Source organism: Streptomyces sp. NBC_00271, assembly GCF_036178845.1.
Lineage (GTDB): Bacteria > Actinomycetota > Actinomycetes > Streptomycetales > Streptomycetaceae > Streptomyces.
In genome coordinates this window covers 6,189,762-6,206,117 of sequence record NZ_CP108070.1, presented here as the reverse complement: position 1 = coordinate 6,206,117, position 16,356 = coordinate 6,189,762, and the positions used below count along the sequence as shown (strand labels likewise).

The following is a 16,356-nucleotide window of genomic DNA, read 5'->3' as shown; positions in this document are numbered from 1 at the left end:
CGAGCAGCGGCGACAGGTCTCGGATGCGTCGCAGGGCGCCCACGTCGCCGTGCCACCCCTTCCTCGTCAGTACGCCACCGACATCCGGGCGCGCGGATGGGCGGGCGTCTCCAGTTCGTCGACGAGGGCGATGGCGTAGTCCTCGGCGCTGATCCGGCTGTTGCCGTGCTCGTCGGTGAGCAGCTGGTCGCCGCCCAGGCGGAAGACGCCGGTGCGGGCGCCGGGGGCGATGTCGGCGGCGGGCGAGATGTACGTCCAGTCGAGGTCGTCGACCGTGCGGTAGAAGTCGAGGGCGTCGCTGTGGGCGCGCGCCTCCGCCACAACGGCCTCCGGGAAGCCGGGCTGGTCCACGACCGCCTGTCCGGGCGCGACCTCCAGACTGCCCGCCCCGCCCACGATCACCAGCCGCCGCACCCCGGCCGCCCGGGCGGCCTCCACCAGCGCCGCGTTCAGCGCCAGAAACGGCCCCTTGGGATCCGTCCCGTCTCTCGGCGGCACGCAGGCCGAGACCACCACGTCCGCGCCCGCCACCAGCTCGGTCACCTTCGCCGTGTCCGAGGCGTCCGCGGCGGTCGCCGTGACCCCGGGGACCGGCGACTGCCCGGAGCGGCTCACCGCCAGGACCTGGTGCCCGCGCGCCGATGCCTCCATTGCGATGCGGCTGCCGATCATTCCTGTGGCGCCGAAGAGTACGACCTTCATGGAGTTCAGCGAAACACGAGGCCAAAACCCCCGCATCCCGACTTGCCAGCCACCCGGCCGGGGTGTGACCTGGAAGGCGGGGCGAGGAGAGAGGAGTGCTCCCATGACTCACGCGGCACCAGTCTCGAAGGCGTCAGGGGCACGACACGGAGCGGTGACAGGGCGTACGGCGGGCACGGCGGGAATCGCGGGTTCGACCTGGGCGGCGCGGACGCACCGCGCACCCGATGTCTTCGACGAGCGCACCCACGCCGTCGCGAAGTGGGCGGTGCCCGTCGTCGGCGGGCTGCTCTACGGGTACTGGGCGGCGGCCAACGTGCGCGACGCCGGATCGATCACGGGCTGGAACGTCCTGTTCGGGTTCGTGTGCGCGATCGTGTTCGCGGCCGCCTACATCGGCGTGCGCATGCTGGCGCCGGTGCTGAGGCGTGAACTGCACGCGCTGGTGTGGACCGCGTTCGCGGGCATCGCGTTCGGGTTCCTCTACAGCCTGACCGGCGCTTCCGTGCTGCGCTCCACGTTCATGGCACTGGGGGTCTCGGTGTTCGTGCTCGCGGGGAGCTTCTACCACTACTACACGCACGAGGACGCGGCGGGCCATCCGGTGAACTGACGCGGCGGCACGCCGACGCGACGCCACGGCATGGTGCACGAGGCCCCGGCAGGCTGCCGGGGCCTCGTGCACCTCCCTCACTCACCTACCCCCTGGGACCAGGTCCCAGGAGTCTGGGGAAGAGCCACTACAACCAGGTAACACCCGTTCGGGTGAGCTCTCCACCCGAGCGGCTTGTCGTTTGCACCCATATGGAGTCACACCGCTCGCGCCCGCCGCCCACGCGGCCTTGCCTGGTGAGGTGTCCCCTCGTGTGCGCAGCACTCTGTCGGCCGTCCTGATCGCCCTCGCCTGCCTGTTCGCGCCGCTCGGCGCGCTGTCGACCTGGGCGGCGTACGGGATCGGTGACGACGAGCGCTACGCGGCCGCGATGGAGCCGCTCGCCGCCGACACGGACGTACGGGAGGCGATCGCCGCGGCCGTCACGACCGGGATCCTGCGCGAAGTCCATGTGCGGGCACCGCTCCAGGGGCCGGTGAACCACTTCGTACGGGACGCGGTGCGCTCGTTCACGCTGACACCGGCGTTCCACACGGCGTGGCAGGCGGCGAACCGGGCCGCGCACGAGGCGGTGATGCGGGCGCTGCGCAGTGACCGGGAGGAGGCCGTGACGATCGACCTCGCCCCGGTCGCCGAACAGGTCAGGAGTCAACTCGCCGGCGCGCACGTGCCGTTGGCGAACCGTATCCACGTCGAGCACACCGAGATCACGGTGTTGCCCTCGAAGAATCTGGCCGAGCTCCGGAAGGGGTTCCACGTGCTTGAGGTCGCCGGATTCTGGCTGCCCGTCTCGGCGGCCGTCCTCGCCGTGACGGGCATCCTCGTCGCGGTGTGCCGCAGACGGGCGGTGCTGGCCACCGGGCTCGGCACGGCGCTGGGCGCCGCGCTGCTCGGCGTCGCGATCGCCGTCGGCCGCCGGCTCACCCTCGCCGACCTGCCGCCCGACGTGTCCCCCACGGCGGTGGGCGCGGTCTACGACGCCCTCACCGACACCTTGCGCCTGGTCTCCTGGGCGCTGCTCGTCCTCGGCCTCACGGTGGCGCTGACCGCCCTGCTCACGGCCGTGTACGCGCGACGTCGGCGAGCGTCCCGAGCGCCCGGGCCAGCTCCGACGGAGCCACCGACCCGAGTCCGAGCCTGACGGCGTCCGCCCCGGCCGCCGAGGCAGCAGGGGCGGCGGCGAAGGCCGAGCCCGGGGTCACCGCGATCCCGCGCGCCGCTGCCGCCGCCGTGAACGTGTCCGCCCGCCACGGCGCGGGCAGCTCCCACCAGACCTGGTACGCCCGCGGATCGGCCCGCACACGGAACCCGGCGAGGTGCTCGGCGACCAGCCCCTGCCGCAGCTGCGCGTCCGCCCGCTTGGCGGTGACCAGCCGGGCGACCGTGCCGTCCCCCAGCCAGCGCACCGCGGCCTCCAGCGCGAACCGTCCCGCGCTCCAGGCACCGGAGCGCAGCGCCGCCGCCACGTCCTCGACCCGGTCCTCGGGCACGACGAGAAAGCCGACGGTGAGGCCGGGCGCGACCCGCTTGGAGAGGCCGTCGACGAGGTAGGTGCGCTCGGGGGCGTGGACGGCGAGGGGGTCACGGCCGGTGTGGAGGAAGGACCAGATGCGGTCCTCGACGAGCGGGAGGTCCAGGTCGCGTGCGGTGTCGGCCAGTTGCCGGCGGCGCGCGTCCCCCATCGTCGCGCCGGTCGGATTGTGCAGGGTGGGCTGTACGTACACGGCGGACAGGGGCGCCGAGCGGTGGGCCGCGGTGACCGCCTCGGGCCGCAGCCCTTCGTCGTCCATGGCCAGCGGGACCAGAGTGATGCCGAGCCGGGTCGCGATCTCCTTGACCAGGGGGTACGTCAGTGCCTCGACGCCGACGCGACCGCCCGGCCGGACGAGGGAGGCGAACGCGGCGGCGATGGCCTGGCGGGCGTTGCCCGCGAAGGCCAGCCGGGACGGGGCCGGACGCCAGCCCGGGGTGGCGAGGAGGTCGGCGGCGGCCTCGCGGGCGGCGGGCGTACCGGTGGCGGGAGCGGTGCGCAGGGACTCGGTGAGGACGTCGGGGCGCAGCAGCGGGGCGAGGGCGGGTGTGAGCAGCTCCGACTGGCCCGGCACGGACGGGTAGTTGAGCTCCAGATTCACGAGCGGGGCCGGGGATTCGGGGGACGGCTCGGCGAGGGCGCGTCCCGAGGGGACCGGGGCGGCCCGGACGAAGGTGCCGCGCCCGACCTCGCCGACCACCAGTCCGCGCCGCACCAGTTCGGCGTAGACGCGTCCGGCCGTCGATCCGGCGATCCCGCGCCGCCGGGCGAACGCCCGCTGCGGGGGCAGTCGTTCGCCGGGCCTGAGCCGCCCGGCGGCGATGTCGTCGGCGAGCCGGTCGGCGATGCGCCGGTAGTCGTCCACCACGTGAAGTTCCCCCCTGTTCGCGTTTGTTCGCGTTCTGATCGCAGCATCGGATCGCATCGGATCGCGGCATCGGGTCGCACCGCCCGGATTGCACCGAGGGCAAAGATCCTATTGCACCGAGCAGTTGGCCGGACCTAGGGTCGTGACCATGGCACCCTTCCTCGCATACGAGGACAAAGGGGACGCCGCCGATGCCACGGCGCTCCCTCTCGTCCTGATCCACGGCCACCCCTTCGACCACACGATGTGGACCCCTCAGATCGCCGCGTTCTCCTCGCGACGGCGAGTGATCGCCCCGGACCTGCGCGGCTACGGCGCGTCCGCGGTGGTCCCCGGCGTCACGCCCCTCGCCACCTTCGCCGAGGACATCGCGGCGCTGCTGGACCACCTCGGGGTGGACCGGTTCATCCTCGCCGGACTCTCCATGGGCGGCCAGATCGCGATGGAGTGCTACCGGCTGTTCCCGGAGCGGATCCGGGGGCTGGTGCTGGCCGACACGTTCCCGACGGCCGAGACCCCGGAGGGCAGGAAGGCGCGCGCCGCGACGGCGGACCGCCTGCTGCGCGAGGGCATGGCCGGCTACGCCGACGAGGTGCTGTACAAGATGGTCGCGCCGTACGCGGACGCCGAGGTCGCGGCGCATGTGCACCGCATGATGACCGCCACGCCGCCCGAGGGCGCGGCGGCGGCCCTGCGCGGACGGGCCGAGCGCCCCGACTACCGCGACCTGCTGACCCGCGTCACCGTCCCGGCCCTCGTCGTCGTGGGCGCCGACGACGAGTACACCCCGGTCGCGGACGCGGAGGCGATGCACGCGGCGCTGCCGCACTCGACGCTCCGCGTGATCGCCTCGGCGGCCCATCTGCCGAACCTGGAGCGACCGAAGGAGTTCAACGGGGCGCTGGCGGACTTCCTGGACGGACTCGACGCCTGAGCAGACGCCCCACCCGTCGGTGAGGGAGGATTCGGGCACCCCACGCGAACGAGCGGAAGGCAGGCCCGGACGTGGAGACTGCGGTGACTGCCCCGGCGGGGTCCGAGGACCGGCCGACGCGGTCCGGGGGCCGACGGGGCGCGGCCTGGGCGGGCGGGCTGCTGCTGGCCGGGGTGAGCGTGGTAGTCGGATGCCGGGCCGCCGACAGCGACGGCATCACCCCCGTGCCCCAACTGCTCGCCTTCCTGCCCTGGCTCCTGGCGCCCACCGGCCTCGCACTCCTGCTCGCCCTGTTCGCCCGCCGACTCATCGGCATGGTGTGGGGTGTGCTGGTGCTGGGCGCGCTCGCCTGGTACATCGAGCCCTACGGCAGGACCAGTGAGCCGACCGGGAGTCCGGTCGCCGAACTGCGGGTGATGACGTCGAACGTGCAGTTCGGAAGAGGTGCCCGCGCGCTCGTCGCCGCCGTCGAACAGCGACGGCCCGACATCGTGTTCGTGGAGGAGTGCGAGTACACGTGCTCCGCCGCGCTCAAGAAGGCCTTCCAGGGCCCGGGGGGCGCCTATCCGTACCGCGTGTCCGTCGAGGGCGCCGGATCCGACGGCTCCGTGATCATCAGCCGGTTCCCGCTCGCGGTGGCGGACGGCGTACGCGGGACGATGGGGATGCCGGGGGCCGTGGCCGACGTACAGGGGCACGCCGTACGGCTCCAGCTCGCGCACCCCATGCCACCGCTGCCGGGGCAGGTCGCACTGTGGCGGCACGAGCTCGGCGAACTGCGCGACTACGCCGCCGCGGGCAAGGACGGCTCCACCATCCTCGCCGGGGACTTCAACGCCTCCCAGGACCACGCCGCGTTCCGCCGCATCCTCGACACCGGACTGCGCGACAGCGCCCGCCTGGCCGGCTCCCCGCGCACCCCCAGCTGGCCCGCCCGCACCGCCCCCACCCTCGGCGCCCAGATCGACCACGTCCTCGTCTCCCGGGACTTCTCCGCGAACGCGGGCACCTTCCTCGGCATCGCCGGCAGCGACCATCGCGCGCTCGTCGTCGATATCACCCTTCACCAGCACAAATGAGCCCCCGGAGCGGTGGCGCGATGCGGTCATAATGGGTCCATGCCCCGCCAGTTGCCCAGTGTTCTCACCCCTCCCGACTGGCTGGTCAGGAACCTCCGACCGCAGCAGGCCCCCGTGCCCTGGGCCGCCGCCGCGCGCGCCGCGATCGCGCTGGCCCTGCCGCTGGCGATCGGCCTCGCGGCGGGCGAACCCGCGTACGGCGCCCTCGCCTCCATGGGCGCCCTGTCCGGCGTCATCGGCGACACCGCGGACGCCTACCGCATGCGCATCTTCAACATCGCGATCCCCCAGCTCTTCGGCGCGATCGGCGTCACCATCGGCTCGCTCGTCCACGGCCACGGCTGGGTCGCCGTCGGCGCGGTCACCGGCGTCGCGCTCGTCTCCGGGATGATCTCGACGATCGGCGCCGTGGCCTCCGTGTCCAGCCTGCTGCTCCTGCTCAACTGCTCCATCGGCGCCGGACTTCCCCTGCCGGGATCCTGGTGGCTCGCGCCCGTGCTGATGTCCGGCGGCGGCCTCCTCGTCCTGGCCCTGGCCCTGCTCGCCTGGCCGCTGCGCTCGGGCATCCCCGAACGGGCCGCCGTCGCCCACACCTACCGGACCGTCGCCGACCTGCTCGCCGCGACCGGCACCGAGCGGTACGTCGACATCCGCTTCGCCGTCACCCAGTCCCTCAACCAGTCCTACGACCTCGCCCTCGCCCGGCGCGCCTTCCACCACGGCCGCAACCCCGAACTCGCCCGGCTGCTCGCCCAGCTCAACGCCATCACGCCCATCATCGAAGCCGCCCCGGCGGCCCACCAGTTCGACGAGCCGCTGGCCCCCGAGGTCCCGGACGCCCTGCGCCACCTCGCCGACGCCGTCGAGACCGGCTACACCGGCCCCATAGGGCTCGGCCTCCCGGTCCCCACCAACGAGACCGCTCGCGCCGTCGACCACGCCCTGCGGCACGCCGCCGACGTCGTCAGCGACCGGTCCGCCGGCCAGGCGTCCCTCCGCAATGTCGACGACCGCCTCGGCAGGCCCTCCCCCAAGCTCTCGGCTTCGCTCGACCAGGGGGGACCCCCATCCCTGCGCGTGCGCGCCGCCCGCGCCTCCCGCAACGTCCTGCTGTCCGCCGCCTCCTGGCGCTACGGCCTGCGCCTCGCCCTCTGCATCGGCCTCGCCCAGGCCCTGGTCTCCCTCGTCCCGGTGCCCCGCTCGTACTGGGTCGCCCTCACCATCACCTTCGTCATGAAGCCCGACTTCGGCTCGGTCTTCTCCCGGGCGCTGCTGCGCGCGCTCGGCACGGTGGCCGGACTCGTCGTCGCGGCCGTCGTCCTCGCCCTGGTGCCGCTCGGCTGGTGGGACGTGCCGGTCATGTTCGTCCTCGGCCCGCTCATCCCGGTCCTCGGCCGACGCGGCTACGGCTACCAGACCGCCGCCGTCACCCCGGTGATCCTCCTCCTCTCCGACGTCCTCAACCAGCTGGGCACCGCCCTGCTGGTGCCACGCCTCGTCGACTCCCTCATCGGCTGCGCGATCGCCCTCGTCGCCGGCTATCTGCTGTGGCCGGAGAGCTGGCACACCCGGGTCGGCGACCGCCTCGCGGACGCGGTCGCGGACACCGCCCGCTATGTGGAGTACGCCTTCGGAGCGGACGTCGACCCCGCGGCCCGCGCCCGGATGCGCCGCCGCCTCTACCGCGACCTGTCCGCCATCCGCACGGAGTTCCAGCGCGCCCTGAGCGAACCGCCGCCCAGTGGTCGGCGCGCCGCCGCCTGGCTGCCGCTCGTCGTCGCGGTCGAGCGGATCGTCGACGCGACCACGGCCGCCGGGGTACGGATCCGGCACGGCGCCCAGTGCCCCTCCTCGGCCGAGATCTCCCACGTCGCGCTGCAACTGCGGGAGTTGTCGGACGGGCTTCGCGAGACCGACACCCTCGTCGCGGTCCGTACGGATCTCACCGGGCCGGCCGGCAGTGTGCTGGAGCCACTGCGCCAGGAGGTCGCGGCGGCCCGCGCCATCGCGTCACCGCACTGACCGACCGGAGACAGCAGCCGCGTCGTCCGGCCCGGAAACAGGGGGGTGCGGGCCGCCCGTGCAGGGGACGGCCCGCACCTGTGGGGGGTGGGGACTGGCTGTTGACGGGTCAGGTGATCAGCGGGCGTTGCTCTTGCTCAGGGCCTTGTCCAGCGCCTGTGCGAGACCGTTGGCCCAGAGCTGGTTGACGCGCGAGCGCTCGGTCGCGTTGGGGATCGCGTTGGTGCAGGACGGGCCGGGGCCACCGCCCGACATCAGCTCGCTGCACGGACCGGAGTAGTGGTCGGGCAGACCCAGCACATGGCCGGTCTCGTGCGCGGTGATACGGATCGGGTCGTACTGCTCGCTCTGCGCGTAGTCGAGGAAGACGTACCCGCTGCCGTGGCCGTCCGTGGAGGCGTAGGAGCCACGCGAGTCGTTGCCCTCGCGGTAGGTGAAGTCGGCGCTCGACGCCGAACCCGACTGGAGCTTGACGTTCGAGACCGCGCTGTTCCATATCTGGGTGCTGCGCGCTATCTCCGCGCTGAAGGACGGCGCGCGGGAGGCGTTGTAGACGACCGTGACGGCGGCGGCGCTGCTCGGGTTCGCGGCGCGCTTCTCGGCGACGGACCTGATGACCGCCTGGAAGAACGCCTGGTTCGCCTTGGCCTCCGCGGCCGATCCGGAGTAGGCGGCGTACGGGGCCGACGCGGAGGCGGGGGCGGGGGCCGCCGTGGCCGGAACCGCGCCGAACGTGGCGGCCGTGAGGCCCAACCCGACCGCGGCCGAGAGCATGGGCAGGGAGAATCGCACGATGACTCCTTGTGTGGGGGTGGAAGTCGTCATCGGTGAGTGTCGATGCCTGTGCGTCCGCTGTGATGATGGCAATCGGCGATAGGACAGCCCTATCGGGACGAGCTGCCCGCACCGTCCCGGAGCGCCCAACTCGCCTGCCTTGCAAGGGATTTATACGTCTGGTGCAACCCACGCTTCCGACTTAGGCTCCGACGGCATGGAGCTTGAGGTCCGGCATCTCCGCGCGCTGTGCGCCATCGCCGACACCGGCAGCCTGCACCGCGCCGCGCGCCTGCTCGGCGTTGCCCAGCCCTCGTTGAGCACCCAGCTGCGGCGGATCGAACAGGAGCTGGGCGGGAAGCTGTTCACCCGCGAACGTACCGGCTGCCGGCCCACCCCGCTCGGCCGGGTCGTGCTCGGCCGGGCCCGCCCGCTGGTGGCCGAAATGCGGTCCCTGGTCGCGGAGGCCCGCGCCGCCGCCGCGGACGACCCCCAACTGCGCATCGGCTCCACCGCGAGCCGTGCCCTCGCGGGCTGGCTGCGCCGACTGCGCGAACGCCGCCAGGAGCCGGTCCTCCAGATGGACGTGTCCGCGAACGCCCTGCTCAACCTGGTCGCCGAGGGCCGGCTCGACGTGGCTTTCGTGCACGAGGTCGAGGGCTGCCCGCTGCGCATCCCCAGCGGGCTGCGGCTGCGCGTCCTGGTCGAGCGCGAGCCCCAGTTCGTGTCCCTGCCGAACGACCACCCGGCCGCCGCACGCTCCGTCGTACACCTCTCCGACCTGGCCGAGGACCGCTGGATGATCGATCCGACGGTCGACGGCGAGTGGGACGCGGTGCACCGGATGCTGCGCTCGGCCGGGATCAACCCCCGTGTCCTGCACGGCGATTACCACACGACGGCGTCCCTGGTGGCGACCGGTGAGGTCATCACCGTCTGCCAGCCGACCCGCCAGTCCGGCCCCGAGTCGGTCGTCCGCAGACTGTACGGCGACCCCCTCGGCGTACGCCTGCTGCTCGCGGCCCGCACCGAGACCGAGCTGGACGGCGTCTATCCGGACCTGGCGGAGGCGTACCGGGAGACGGCACAGCAGTCCCCGGCCTACCGGGAGTGGCTGGAACGCAGCGGCGTGGACAACCCCGTCCCAGCCCTCCCCTAGAACCCGTACGCGACGTTCGCGACCGCGGCTTCAGACCCCGATGTCGCAGCCGTCCGTGCGCCACACCGAGACGACCGCCGGGCGCACGATCTTCCCGGGTCCGTCGGGCCAGTTGCTCGCCGGCTTCTCCACCGACGCGCCGTCGATCTCGCCCGGGTGCTGGACCGCGACGAGCACCCGCCGGTCCTGGATGATCGGCCCGCAGGTCTCCGCGCCGGTCGGCACCGTCAGGAACTGCTTCAGCTCACCGCGCCGCTCGCCCTTCGTCGCCACGCCCAGCAGGCCGTCGTGCGAGCCGAGCTGGTTGCCGTCCGTGGAGATCCACAGGTTGCCGTGCGGGTCGAAGGCCACGTTGTCCGGGCAGGAGATCGGGCTGACCCTGTCCTTCGGGAAGCCCGCGAAGTAGGTCGCGGGGTCGGCGGGGTCGCCCGCGACGAGGAACAGCGACCAGCCGAAGGTGGTCGCCTCGGCGCGGCCCCGGCGCTCGGTGAGCTCCAGGATGTGCCCGTGCTTGTTGGCGTTGCGCGGATTGGCCTCGTCGGCGCCCGCGGACCCGGCCTTGCCACGGTTGGTGTTGTTGGTCAGAACGACATAGACCTTCCCGGTGTGCGGGGAGGGCTGGATGTCCTCGGGCCGGTCCATCTTGGTGGCGCCGACCTTGTCACCGGCGAGCCGCGTGAAGACGAGGACCTCCTCGACCGTCATCCCGTCCACGTGCGAGACGGCCCCGCGGGCGGTCGCGGTGACCAGCGGAATCCACTCACCACTGCCGTCGAACTCCCCGTCGGCCGGAAGCTTCCCGCTCCCGTCGATCTCGGCGGCCGGGGAGTCGCCGGTCAGCCGGGCCACGTAGAGCGTCCCCTCGTCGAGGAGGGAGAGGTTGTGCTCCCGGACGGAGCGCGAGGAACCGTGCCGCATCCGCTTGCTGCCGACGAACTTGTAGAAGTAGTCGAAACGCTCGTCGTCGCCGGTGTAGACGACGGGCCGCCCGTCGTCCGTCAGCCGCACGGTCGCCGCCTCGTGCTTGAAGCGGCCCAGCGCGGTGTGCTTGCGGGGCCTCGAGGAAGGGTCGTACGGGTCGAACTCGACGACGTATCCGAAGCGGTGCGACTCGTTGGGCTCCTGCGCCACGTCGAACCGCTTGTCGAACCGCTCCCACTTGCGCTCGGTCGCGCCCGTACCGAGCCCGTACCGCTTGTCGGTGTCACGGCTCGCGTTGGCGAAGTACTGGTTGAAGTTCTCCTCGCCGTGCAGCGTGGTGCCCCAGGGGGTGGTGCCGCCGGAGCAGTTGTTGAGCGTGCCGAGCACCTTGCGGCCGGTCGGGTCCGCGGAGGTCTTGAGCAGGTCGGACCCGGCGGCGGGGCCGGTGAGCCGGAACTCGGTGGTGGCGGTGACACGACGGTTGAGGGCGTGCCGGGTGACGGCGGTGAGCCGACCGGTCCTGCGGTCCTCCTCGACCACGACGGCGGACAGACCGTGGGCCGCCCACGCCACCTCGACCTGCTCACGGGTGGGGTTCGCGGGGTCGTAGCCGCGGAACATCAGCACCTCGTCGGTGTACTCGTGGTTCGCCACGAGCAGCTGCCGACCGCGCTCACCGGGCAGCGGGAGGAGAGCGAGGAAGTCGTTGTTGTAACCGAACTGGCCGGCCTGGGCCGTGGCGGTCTGGTGCTCCGGGTCGAAGGCGGGAGCACCGCGCAGGATGGGCTCACCCCAACGGATGACGACATTCTGGCCATATCCACCGGGGACGGTGACGGCGTCGGCGGTGTTCGGCGCGACGGGGCTGAACCGGAGCCCGCGCGCGGCCTTGTCGACCGTGTGTCCGGTACGGGCCGCGGCGCCCCCTTCCACCGCCTGAGCGGCCCGCGCGTCCTGGGCGCCGGTGCCGACGACCGCCGCACCCGTCGCCGTGGCGACCGTGACGACGGCCGCGGCCCGCATCATCGAACGGCGACCGATCGCACCGGCGATGACATCACCGACGTACGCGTTGTCGCTGGTGTTGGGCACCTCGTGGAAGCATGCGTCACCACAGCGGAACCGACAGGTCAGGGCGGATCGCCCACCGGGATGCGAACCGGGCGTTCCGATCAACGGCAGCAGTCTGCGCACTTTACTCTCCCCATACGAACCCTTGGTGTGAGCGTGACGCTAGGGGGGTGCGGGTGCAAGCACCCTGCGGCCGGGTGAACAGAGTGTGAACCTCCCGCTCTCACAGGGGTCTTGATAACGCTCTTGACACCGCTACCTGTCGGTACCCGACCCTGCCCAAGATCGCCGAAGACGGCCGCTAACCTTACGTGTCCGTCCTGGCCAGGGATTGACGGCTTCAACTCATGCGAAGGGTTGCGCACATGGGCATTCTCACTCTCCTGCGGAACGCGTTCGGCCGCTCACGCCAGGGGCGTGACGCCGACGCGGAGACCTCGCCGACGGAGGCTACGGCCCCCACGGTCCCGGCCCCTGCCACCGAGCCGGAGCCCGCACCGGCTCCTGCTCAGGAGGCCGAGCCGAAGATCCCCGCACCTTCGTCGGAGCCGTCCGTGGTGGACGAGCTGGTGTCGGCGGCCTTCGACAACGTCACGGTCCCCAAGCCGGCGGAGCCGGTACTGGAGGAGAAGGCGACCGAGGAGACGAAGGCGACGGAGGCGACGGAGGAGGCCGAGACGGAGCCGACTCCGACTGCCGATTCCGCTCCCGCTCCCGCTCCCGCTTCTGCTTCCGCTTCGATTCCGTCTCCGGCTCCGGATCCCGAGCCGGTGAGCGCCGCCGAGGTCGAGACCGAGGTCGCGGCGGAGCCTGAGGCCGAGCCGGTGGCCGAGACTGAGGTCGAGGTCGAGGCTCCGGCCGAAGCTGAGGCAGAGGTCGAGGCTGAGGCCGCGGTCGAGGCTGAGGCCGTGGTCGAGGCGCCCGCGCCCGAGCCGGAGCCCGTGGTCGAATCGGAGCCGGTCGCCGAAACTCCCGAGGTGTCCGCCCCGGAGCCCGAGCCCACGGCCGAAGAGGCTCCCGAGCCCGTGGCCGAGGAGGTCTCCGAGCCCGAGCCGGAACCCGTCATCGAAGAAGCCCCCGCGCCCGCCGCCGAGGAGACCCCGGAACCGGTCGCCGCGGAGGCCTCCGAGCCCGTGGCCGAAGAGGCTCCCGAGCCCGCCGCGGAGGAGCCCTCGGAGCCGGCCGCCGAGGAAACCCCCGCCCCGGTCACCGCCGAGGAAATCCCCACCGAACCGACCGCGGAACCGGTCACCGAACCGACCACGGAACCGGTCACCGAACCGGTGGCAGCCCCGGCGAACGAGCCGGTCGCCGCCGACGGCGATCAGCCCCCGGCGGGGCCACCCGCACCCGACGACGAGAGCGTCACGGGTGGTGCGGGCGGGGAAGAAGACCCGGCCGAAGGCGAAGCCGAGGCCGGAACGACCGGCACCGACACCCCCGCCACCCCCCTCACCCACGTGAAGACCCACGCCCCCGACCTCGCCACCGCCTACCAGGAAGCAGGAACGGCCCTCGCGAAGAGGGACCTCACCGGCACCCGGGCCAAGGTCTACCTCGTCCTCGACCGCTCCGCGTCCATGCGCCCGTACTACAAGGACGGCTCCGCCCAGGCCCTCGGCGAGCAGGCCCTCGCCCTCGCCGCCCACCTCGACCCCGAGGCCAAGGTCCAGGTCGTCTTCTTCTCCACCGAACTGGACGGCACCGGCGAGCTCACCCTCTCCGAGCACGAGAACAAGATCGACGACCTCCACGCCGGCCTCGGCCGCATGGGCCGTACGAGCTACCACATCGCGGTGGAAGAAGTCGTCACGCACCACCAGAAGTCCGGCACCACCGACCCGGCCCTGGTGATCTTCCAGACGGACGGCGCCCCGGACGCCAAGACCCCCGCCACCCAGTCCCTCACGGACGCGGCGAAGGACCACCCCACCGTGTTCTTCTCGTTCGTCGCGTTCGGCGAGCAGGACAACAAGGCCTTCGACTACCTCCGCAAGCTGAAGACCGACAACACGGCCTTCTTCCACGCGGGCCCGACCCCGCGTGAGCTGACCGACGCGGAGGTCTACGAGGGCGTACTGGAGAACTGGCGCCCGTAGCACTCCGTAGGCCCAACGAGAACAATCCGAGGCCGCCCGTTTCCCACCCCTTGAAAAGGGAAACGGGCGGCCCACCCATGTCGGCTACGATTTCAAGGTTCGCAAGACGACCGACGGTACGACCAGCACCGACGATCGTCACCCCACGTAACGACACGTAACGACTTGGGAGCAGCCGCGATGGCTCGACACCTCATCACCAGCGCCCTTCCGTACATCAACGGGATCAAGCACCTGGGCAACATGGTGGGGTCCATGCTCCCGGCGGACGTGTACTCCCGGTACCTCCGCCAGCGCGGCCACGACGTCCTCTACATCTGCGCGACGGACGAGCACGGCACCCCGGCCGAGCTGGCGGCCAAGGAGCAGGGTCTGCCGGTCGACGAGTTCTGCGCACAGGCGCACGACGCGCAGAAGGCGGTGTACGACGGCTTCGAGCTGGCCTTCGACTACTTCGGCCGCAGCTCCAGCCCGCAGAACCGCGAGATCACCCAGCACTTCGCGCGCCGCCTGAACGAGAACGGCTTCATCGAGGAGCGCGCGATCCGCCAGGTGTACTCCCCGGCGGACGGCCGCTTCCTCCCGGACCGCTATGTGGAGGGCACCTGCCCCCACTGCGGCTACGACAAGGCCCGCGGCGACCAGTGCGAGAACTGCACCCGCGTCCTGGACCCGACCGACCTGATCAACCCGCGCAGCGCGATCTCCGGCTCGACGGACCTGGAGGTCCGCGAGACCAAGCACCTCTTCCTCCTCCAGTCGAAGCTCCAGAGCGAGGTCTCGGAGTGGGTGGCGCGCCACGAGCACGAGTGGCCGCAGCTCGCCTCCTCCATCGCCCGCAAGTGGCTGACGGAGGGCCTGCACGACCGGGCGATCACCCGTGACCTGGACTGGGGCGTCCCGGTCCCGGCCGACACCTGGCCGGAGCTGGCGGCGGAGGGCAAGGTCTTCTACGTCTGGTTCGACGCGCCGATCGAGTACATCGGGGCGACGAAGGAGTGGGCAGACGCCGCGCGAGACACAGACTCGGAGAACCGCGACTGGAAGTCCTGGTGGTACGAGGCGGACACCGGCGAGAACCCGGTCCGCTACACGGAGTTCATGGCCAAGGACAACGTCCCCTTCCACACCGTCATGTTCCCGGCCACCGAGCTGGGCGTGCGCGAGCCGTGGAAGAAGGTCGACTACGTCAAGGCCTTCAACTGGCTGACGTACTACGGCGGGAAGTTCTCCACGTCCCAGAAGCGCGGTGTCTTCACCGACCACGCGCTGGACATCCTGCCCGCGGACTACTGGCGCTACTTCCTGATCGCCAACGCCCCCGAGTCGGACGACTCGTCCTTCACCTGGGAGCACTTCACCGCCACGGTGAACAAGGACCTGGCCGACACCCTCGGCAACTTCGTCAACCGCGTCCTGTCCTTCTCCAAGAAGCGCTTCGGCGAGGAGGTCCCGGCGGGCGCCGAGGCGGGCGCGGCTGAGGCGAAGCTCGGCGAGGAGATCGCGGGCCTGCTGGCCGAATACGAGACCCAGATGGAGGCCCTCCAGTTCCGCAAGGCCGCGGCGGCGCTGCGCGCCCTGTGGTCGGCGGGCAACTCCTACCTGGAGGAGAAGGCCCCCTGGCTGGAGATCAAGACCGACCCCGACGGCGCGGCCCTGACCCTGCGCACGGCGATGAACCTGATCCACCTCTACTCGGTGGTCTCGGAGCCCTTCATCCCCGCGTCCTCCCGCGCGATGCGCTCGGCGTTCGCGCTGACGGACGACACGGCGGTGTGGGTGTCGGCGGACGAGGCGAGGTCCCTGTCCTCCGTTCCCGCGGGCACCCCCTTCACGGTTCCCCCGGTCCTGTTCGCCAAGATCACGGACGAGGACCTGGAGTCGTACAAGGAGCGCTTCGGCGGCGCACCGGAGTAGTGACGGCGTAGCGAGGGGCCCGGCACCGAAGAGGTGCCGGGCCCCTCTTTTCCCGTCCTGTGTCTCACTCCTCGGCCGGAAACCGACCCCGCTGGTGACATGCTCTTGACCACCCGTATGGTTTCGCCATGGCAGTCCCTCCGGTCATCCCGATCGCCTACGAGCCGAAGTCCCGCACCGAGAGCATCGGTCGCTACGCGGACGGCCAGTTCCTGGCGTCGATCACCTACGCCTTCCCCGAGGGCTACCGTCCCGACGATGGCTGGGAACAGCACAAACGCCTCTACACGGTGCTGCACACCTTCGACGCCGCAGGCCGCTACCGCGAGTCGGAGATCTGGTGCGCGGGCACCTGGGCCGAACAGCAACTGGCGCCGGACGGACCGGACTCGGTGCTCTCCCGGGCCAGGGCCCATCTGGCGAAACTCCTGCGGAGCCTGCCCCGCCGCTCCTACACGGACATCGCGATCCGCCCCTTCCAACGCACCGTCGACGGCGTCCTGTTCGGCCTGGTGATCAGGGAGGACGAGGAGGAGGCCTGGGCCGAGCTCTACCCGGACCGCCTCGCGTTCGCCGAGCCGTGGGACGGCCAGTACGACACCTGAGCCGCGCGGCGCCCCCGCCCTTCCCCTCCTTTGCCTTTTCTTTAACAAAAGCCAAACCCGC

General features: G+C 71.7%; 13 protein-coding genes. 9 read left to right on the top strand and 4 right to left on the bottom strand.

Annotated elements, in window-relative coordinates; translation table 11 throughout:
• Window positions 1-66: 66 nt before the first annotated feature.
• The gene (locus tag OG798_RS28295) at window positions 67-702 is read right to left on the bottom strand and encodes an NAD(P)-dependent oxidoreductase (RefSeq protein WP_095853590.1); all 636 of its coding nucleotides are present in this window, start codon (window positions 700-702) and stop codon (window positions 67-69) included.
• Window positions 703-856: 154 nt separating this feature from the next.
• Here OG798_RS28295 and OG798_RS28290 point away from each other — a divergent pair, with 154 nt between their 5' ends.
• Entirely contained in the window at window positions 857-1,315 is a 459-nt protein-coding gene (locus OG798_RS28290) for a hypothetical protein (RefSeq protein ID WP_257016677.1), read from the top strand.
• A gap of 241 nt (window positions 1,316-1,556) precedes the next feature.
• Window positions 1,557-2,456 carry a hypothetical protein gene (locus OG798_RS28285; RefSeq protein WP_095857932.1) on the top strand — a complete coding sequence of 300 codons (900 nt, stop codon included), beginning with the start codon at window positions 1,557-1,559 and terminating at the stop codon, window positions 2,454-2,456.
• On the opposite strand, the gene OG798_RS28280 is transcribed toward OG798_RS28285, so the two are convergent.
• A complete protein-coding gene (locus OG798_RS28280) occupies window positions 2,371-3,711 on the bottom strand; it encodes an aminotransferase-like domain-containing protein (protein ID WP_121418398.1) in 1,341 nt (446 codons plus the stop codon). The genes OG798_RS28285 and OG798_RS28280 overlap by 86 nt on opposite strands.
• 151 nt (window positions 3,712-3,862) lie before the next feature.
• Between OG798_RS28280 and OG798_RS28275 the strand changes: the two genes are divergently transcribed.
• The 3 genes from OG798_RS28275 to OG798_RS28265 all read left to right on the top strand — a co-directional run bounded on the left by OG798_RS28275 (window position 3,863) and on the right by OG798_RS28265 (window position 7,749).
• Entirely contained in the window at window positions 3,863-4,648 is a 786-nt protein-coding gene (locus OG798_RS28275; RefSeq protein WP_121418399.1) for an alpha/beta fold hydrolase, read from the top strand.
• Between the two features lie 71 nt (window positions 4,649-4,719).
• The gene (locus OG798_RS28270) at window positions 4,720-5,727 is read left to right on the top strand and encodes an endonuclease/exonuclease/phosphatase family protein (protein WP_095853591.1); all 1,008 of its coding nucleotides are present in this window, start codon (window positions 4,720-4,722) and stop codon (window positions 5,725-5,727) included.
• A 39-nt stretch (window positions 5,728-5,766) separates the two neighbouring features.
• Window positions 5,767-7,749 carry an FUSC family protein gene (locus OG798_RS28265; RefSeq protein WP_328757882.1) on the top strand — a complete coding sequence of 661 codons (1,983 nt, stop codon included), beginning with the start codon at window positions 5,767-5,769 and terminating at the stop codon, window positions 7,747-7,749.
• Between the two features lie 117 nt (window positions 7,750-7,866).
• Here the strand turns inward: OG798_RS28265 and snpA are convergent, their stop codons facing one another.
• Entirely contained in the window at window positions 7,867-8,541 is a 675-nt protein-coding gene (snpA, locus tag OG798_RS28260; protein ID WP_179436500.1) for a snapalysin, read from the bottom strand.
• A 199-nt stretch (window positions 8,542-8,740) separates the two neighbouring features.
• On the opposite strand from snpA, the gene OG798_RS28255 reads away from it, so the two are divergent.
• Window positions 8,741-9,682, top strand: a complete 942-nt coding sequence (locus OG798_RS28255) for a LysR family transcriptional regulator (RefSeq protein ID WP_267062365.1) — start codon at window positions 8,741-8,743, stop codon at window positions 9,680-9,682.
• 30 nt (window positions 9,683-9,712) lie between these two features.
• Here OG798_RS28255 and OG798_RS28250 read toward each other — a convergent pair whose 3' ends face one another.
• Window positions 9,713-11,797 (bottom strand): PhoX family protein, encoded by a 2,085-nt coding sequence (locus OG798_RS28250; protein ID WP_267062364.1) that lies wholly within the window; start codon window positions 11,795-11,797, stop codon window positions 9,713-9,715.
• A 242-nt stretch (window positions 11,798-12,039) separates the two neighbouring features.
• Here OG798_RS28250 and OG798_RS28245 point away from each other — a divergent pair, with 242 nt between their 5' ends.
• The 3 genes from OG798_RS28245 to OG798_RS28235 all read left to right on the top strand — a co-directional run bounded on the left by OG798_RS28245 (window position 12,040) and on the right by OG798_RS28235 (window position 16,295).
• The gene (locus tag OG798_RS28245; protein WP_328757881.1) at window positions 12,040-13,773 is read left to right on the top strand and encodes a VWA domain-containing protein; all 1,734 of its coding nucleotides are present in this window, start codon (window positions 12,040-12,042) and stop codon (window positions 13,771-13,773) included.
• A 180-nt stretch (window positions 13,774-13,953) separates the two neighbouring features.
• The gene (gene metG / locus OG798_RS28240) at window positions 13,954-15,690 is read left to right on the top strand and encodes a methionine--tRNA ligase (protein ID WP_097225321.1); all 1,737 of its coding nucleotides are present in this window, start codon (window positions 13,954-13,956) and stop codon (window positions 15,688-15,690) included.
• A gap of 128 nt (window positions 15,691-15,818) precedes the next feature.
• Complete coding sequence (locus OG798_RS28235) at window positions 15,819-16,295, top strand: hypothetical protein (protein ID WP_121415567.1); 477 nt, start codon at window positions 15,819-15,821, stop codon at window positions 16,293-16,295.
• Window positions 16,296-16,356 lie beyond the last annotated feature (61 nt).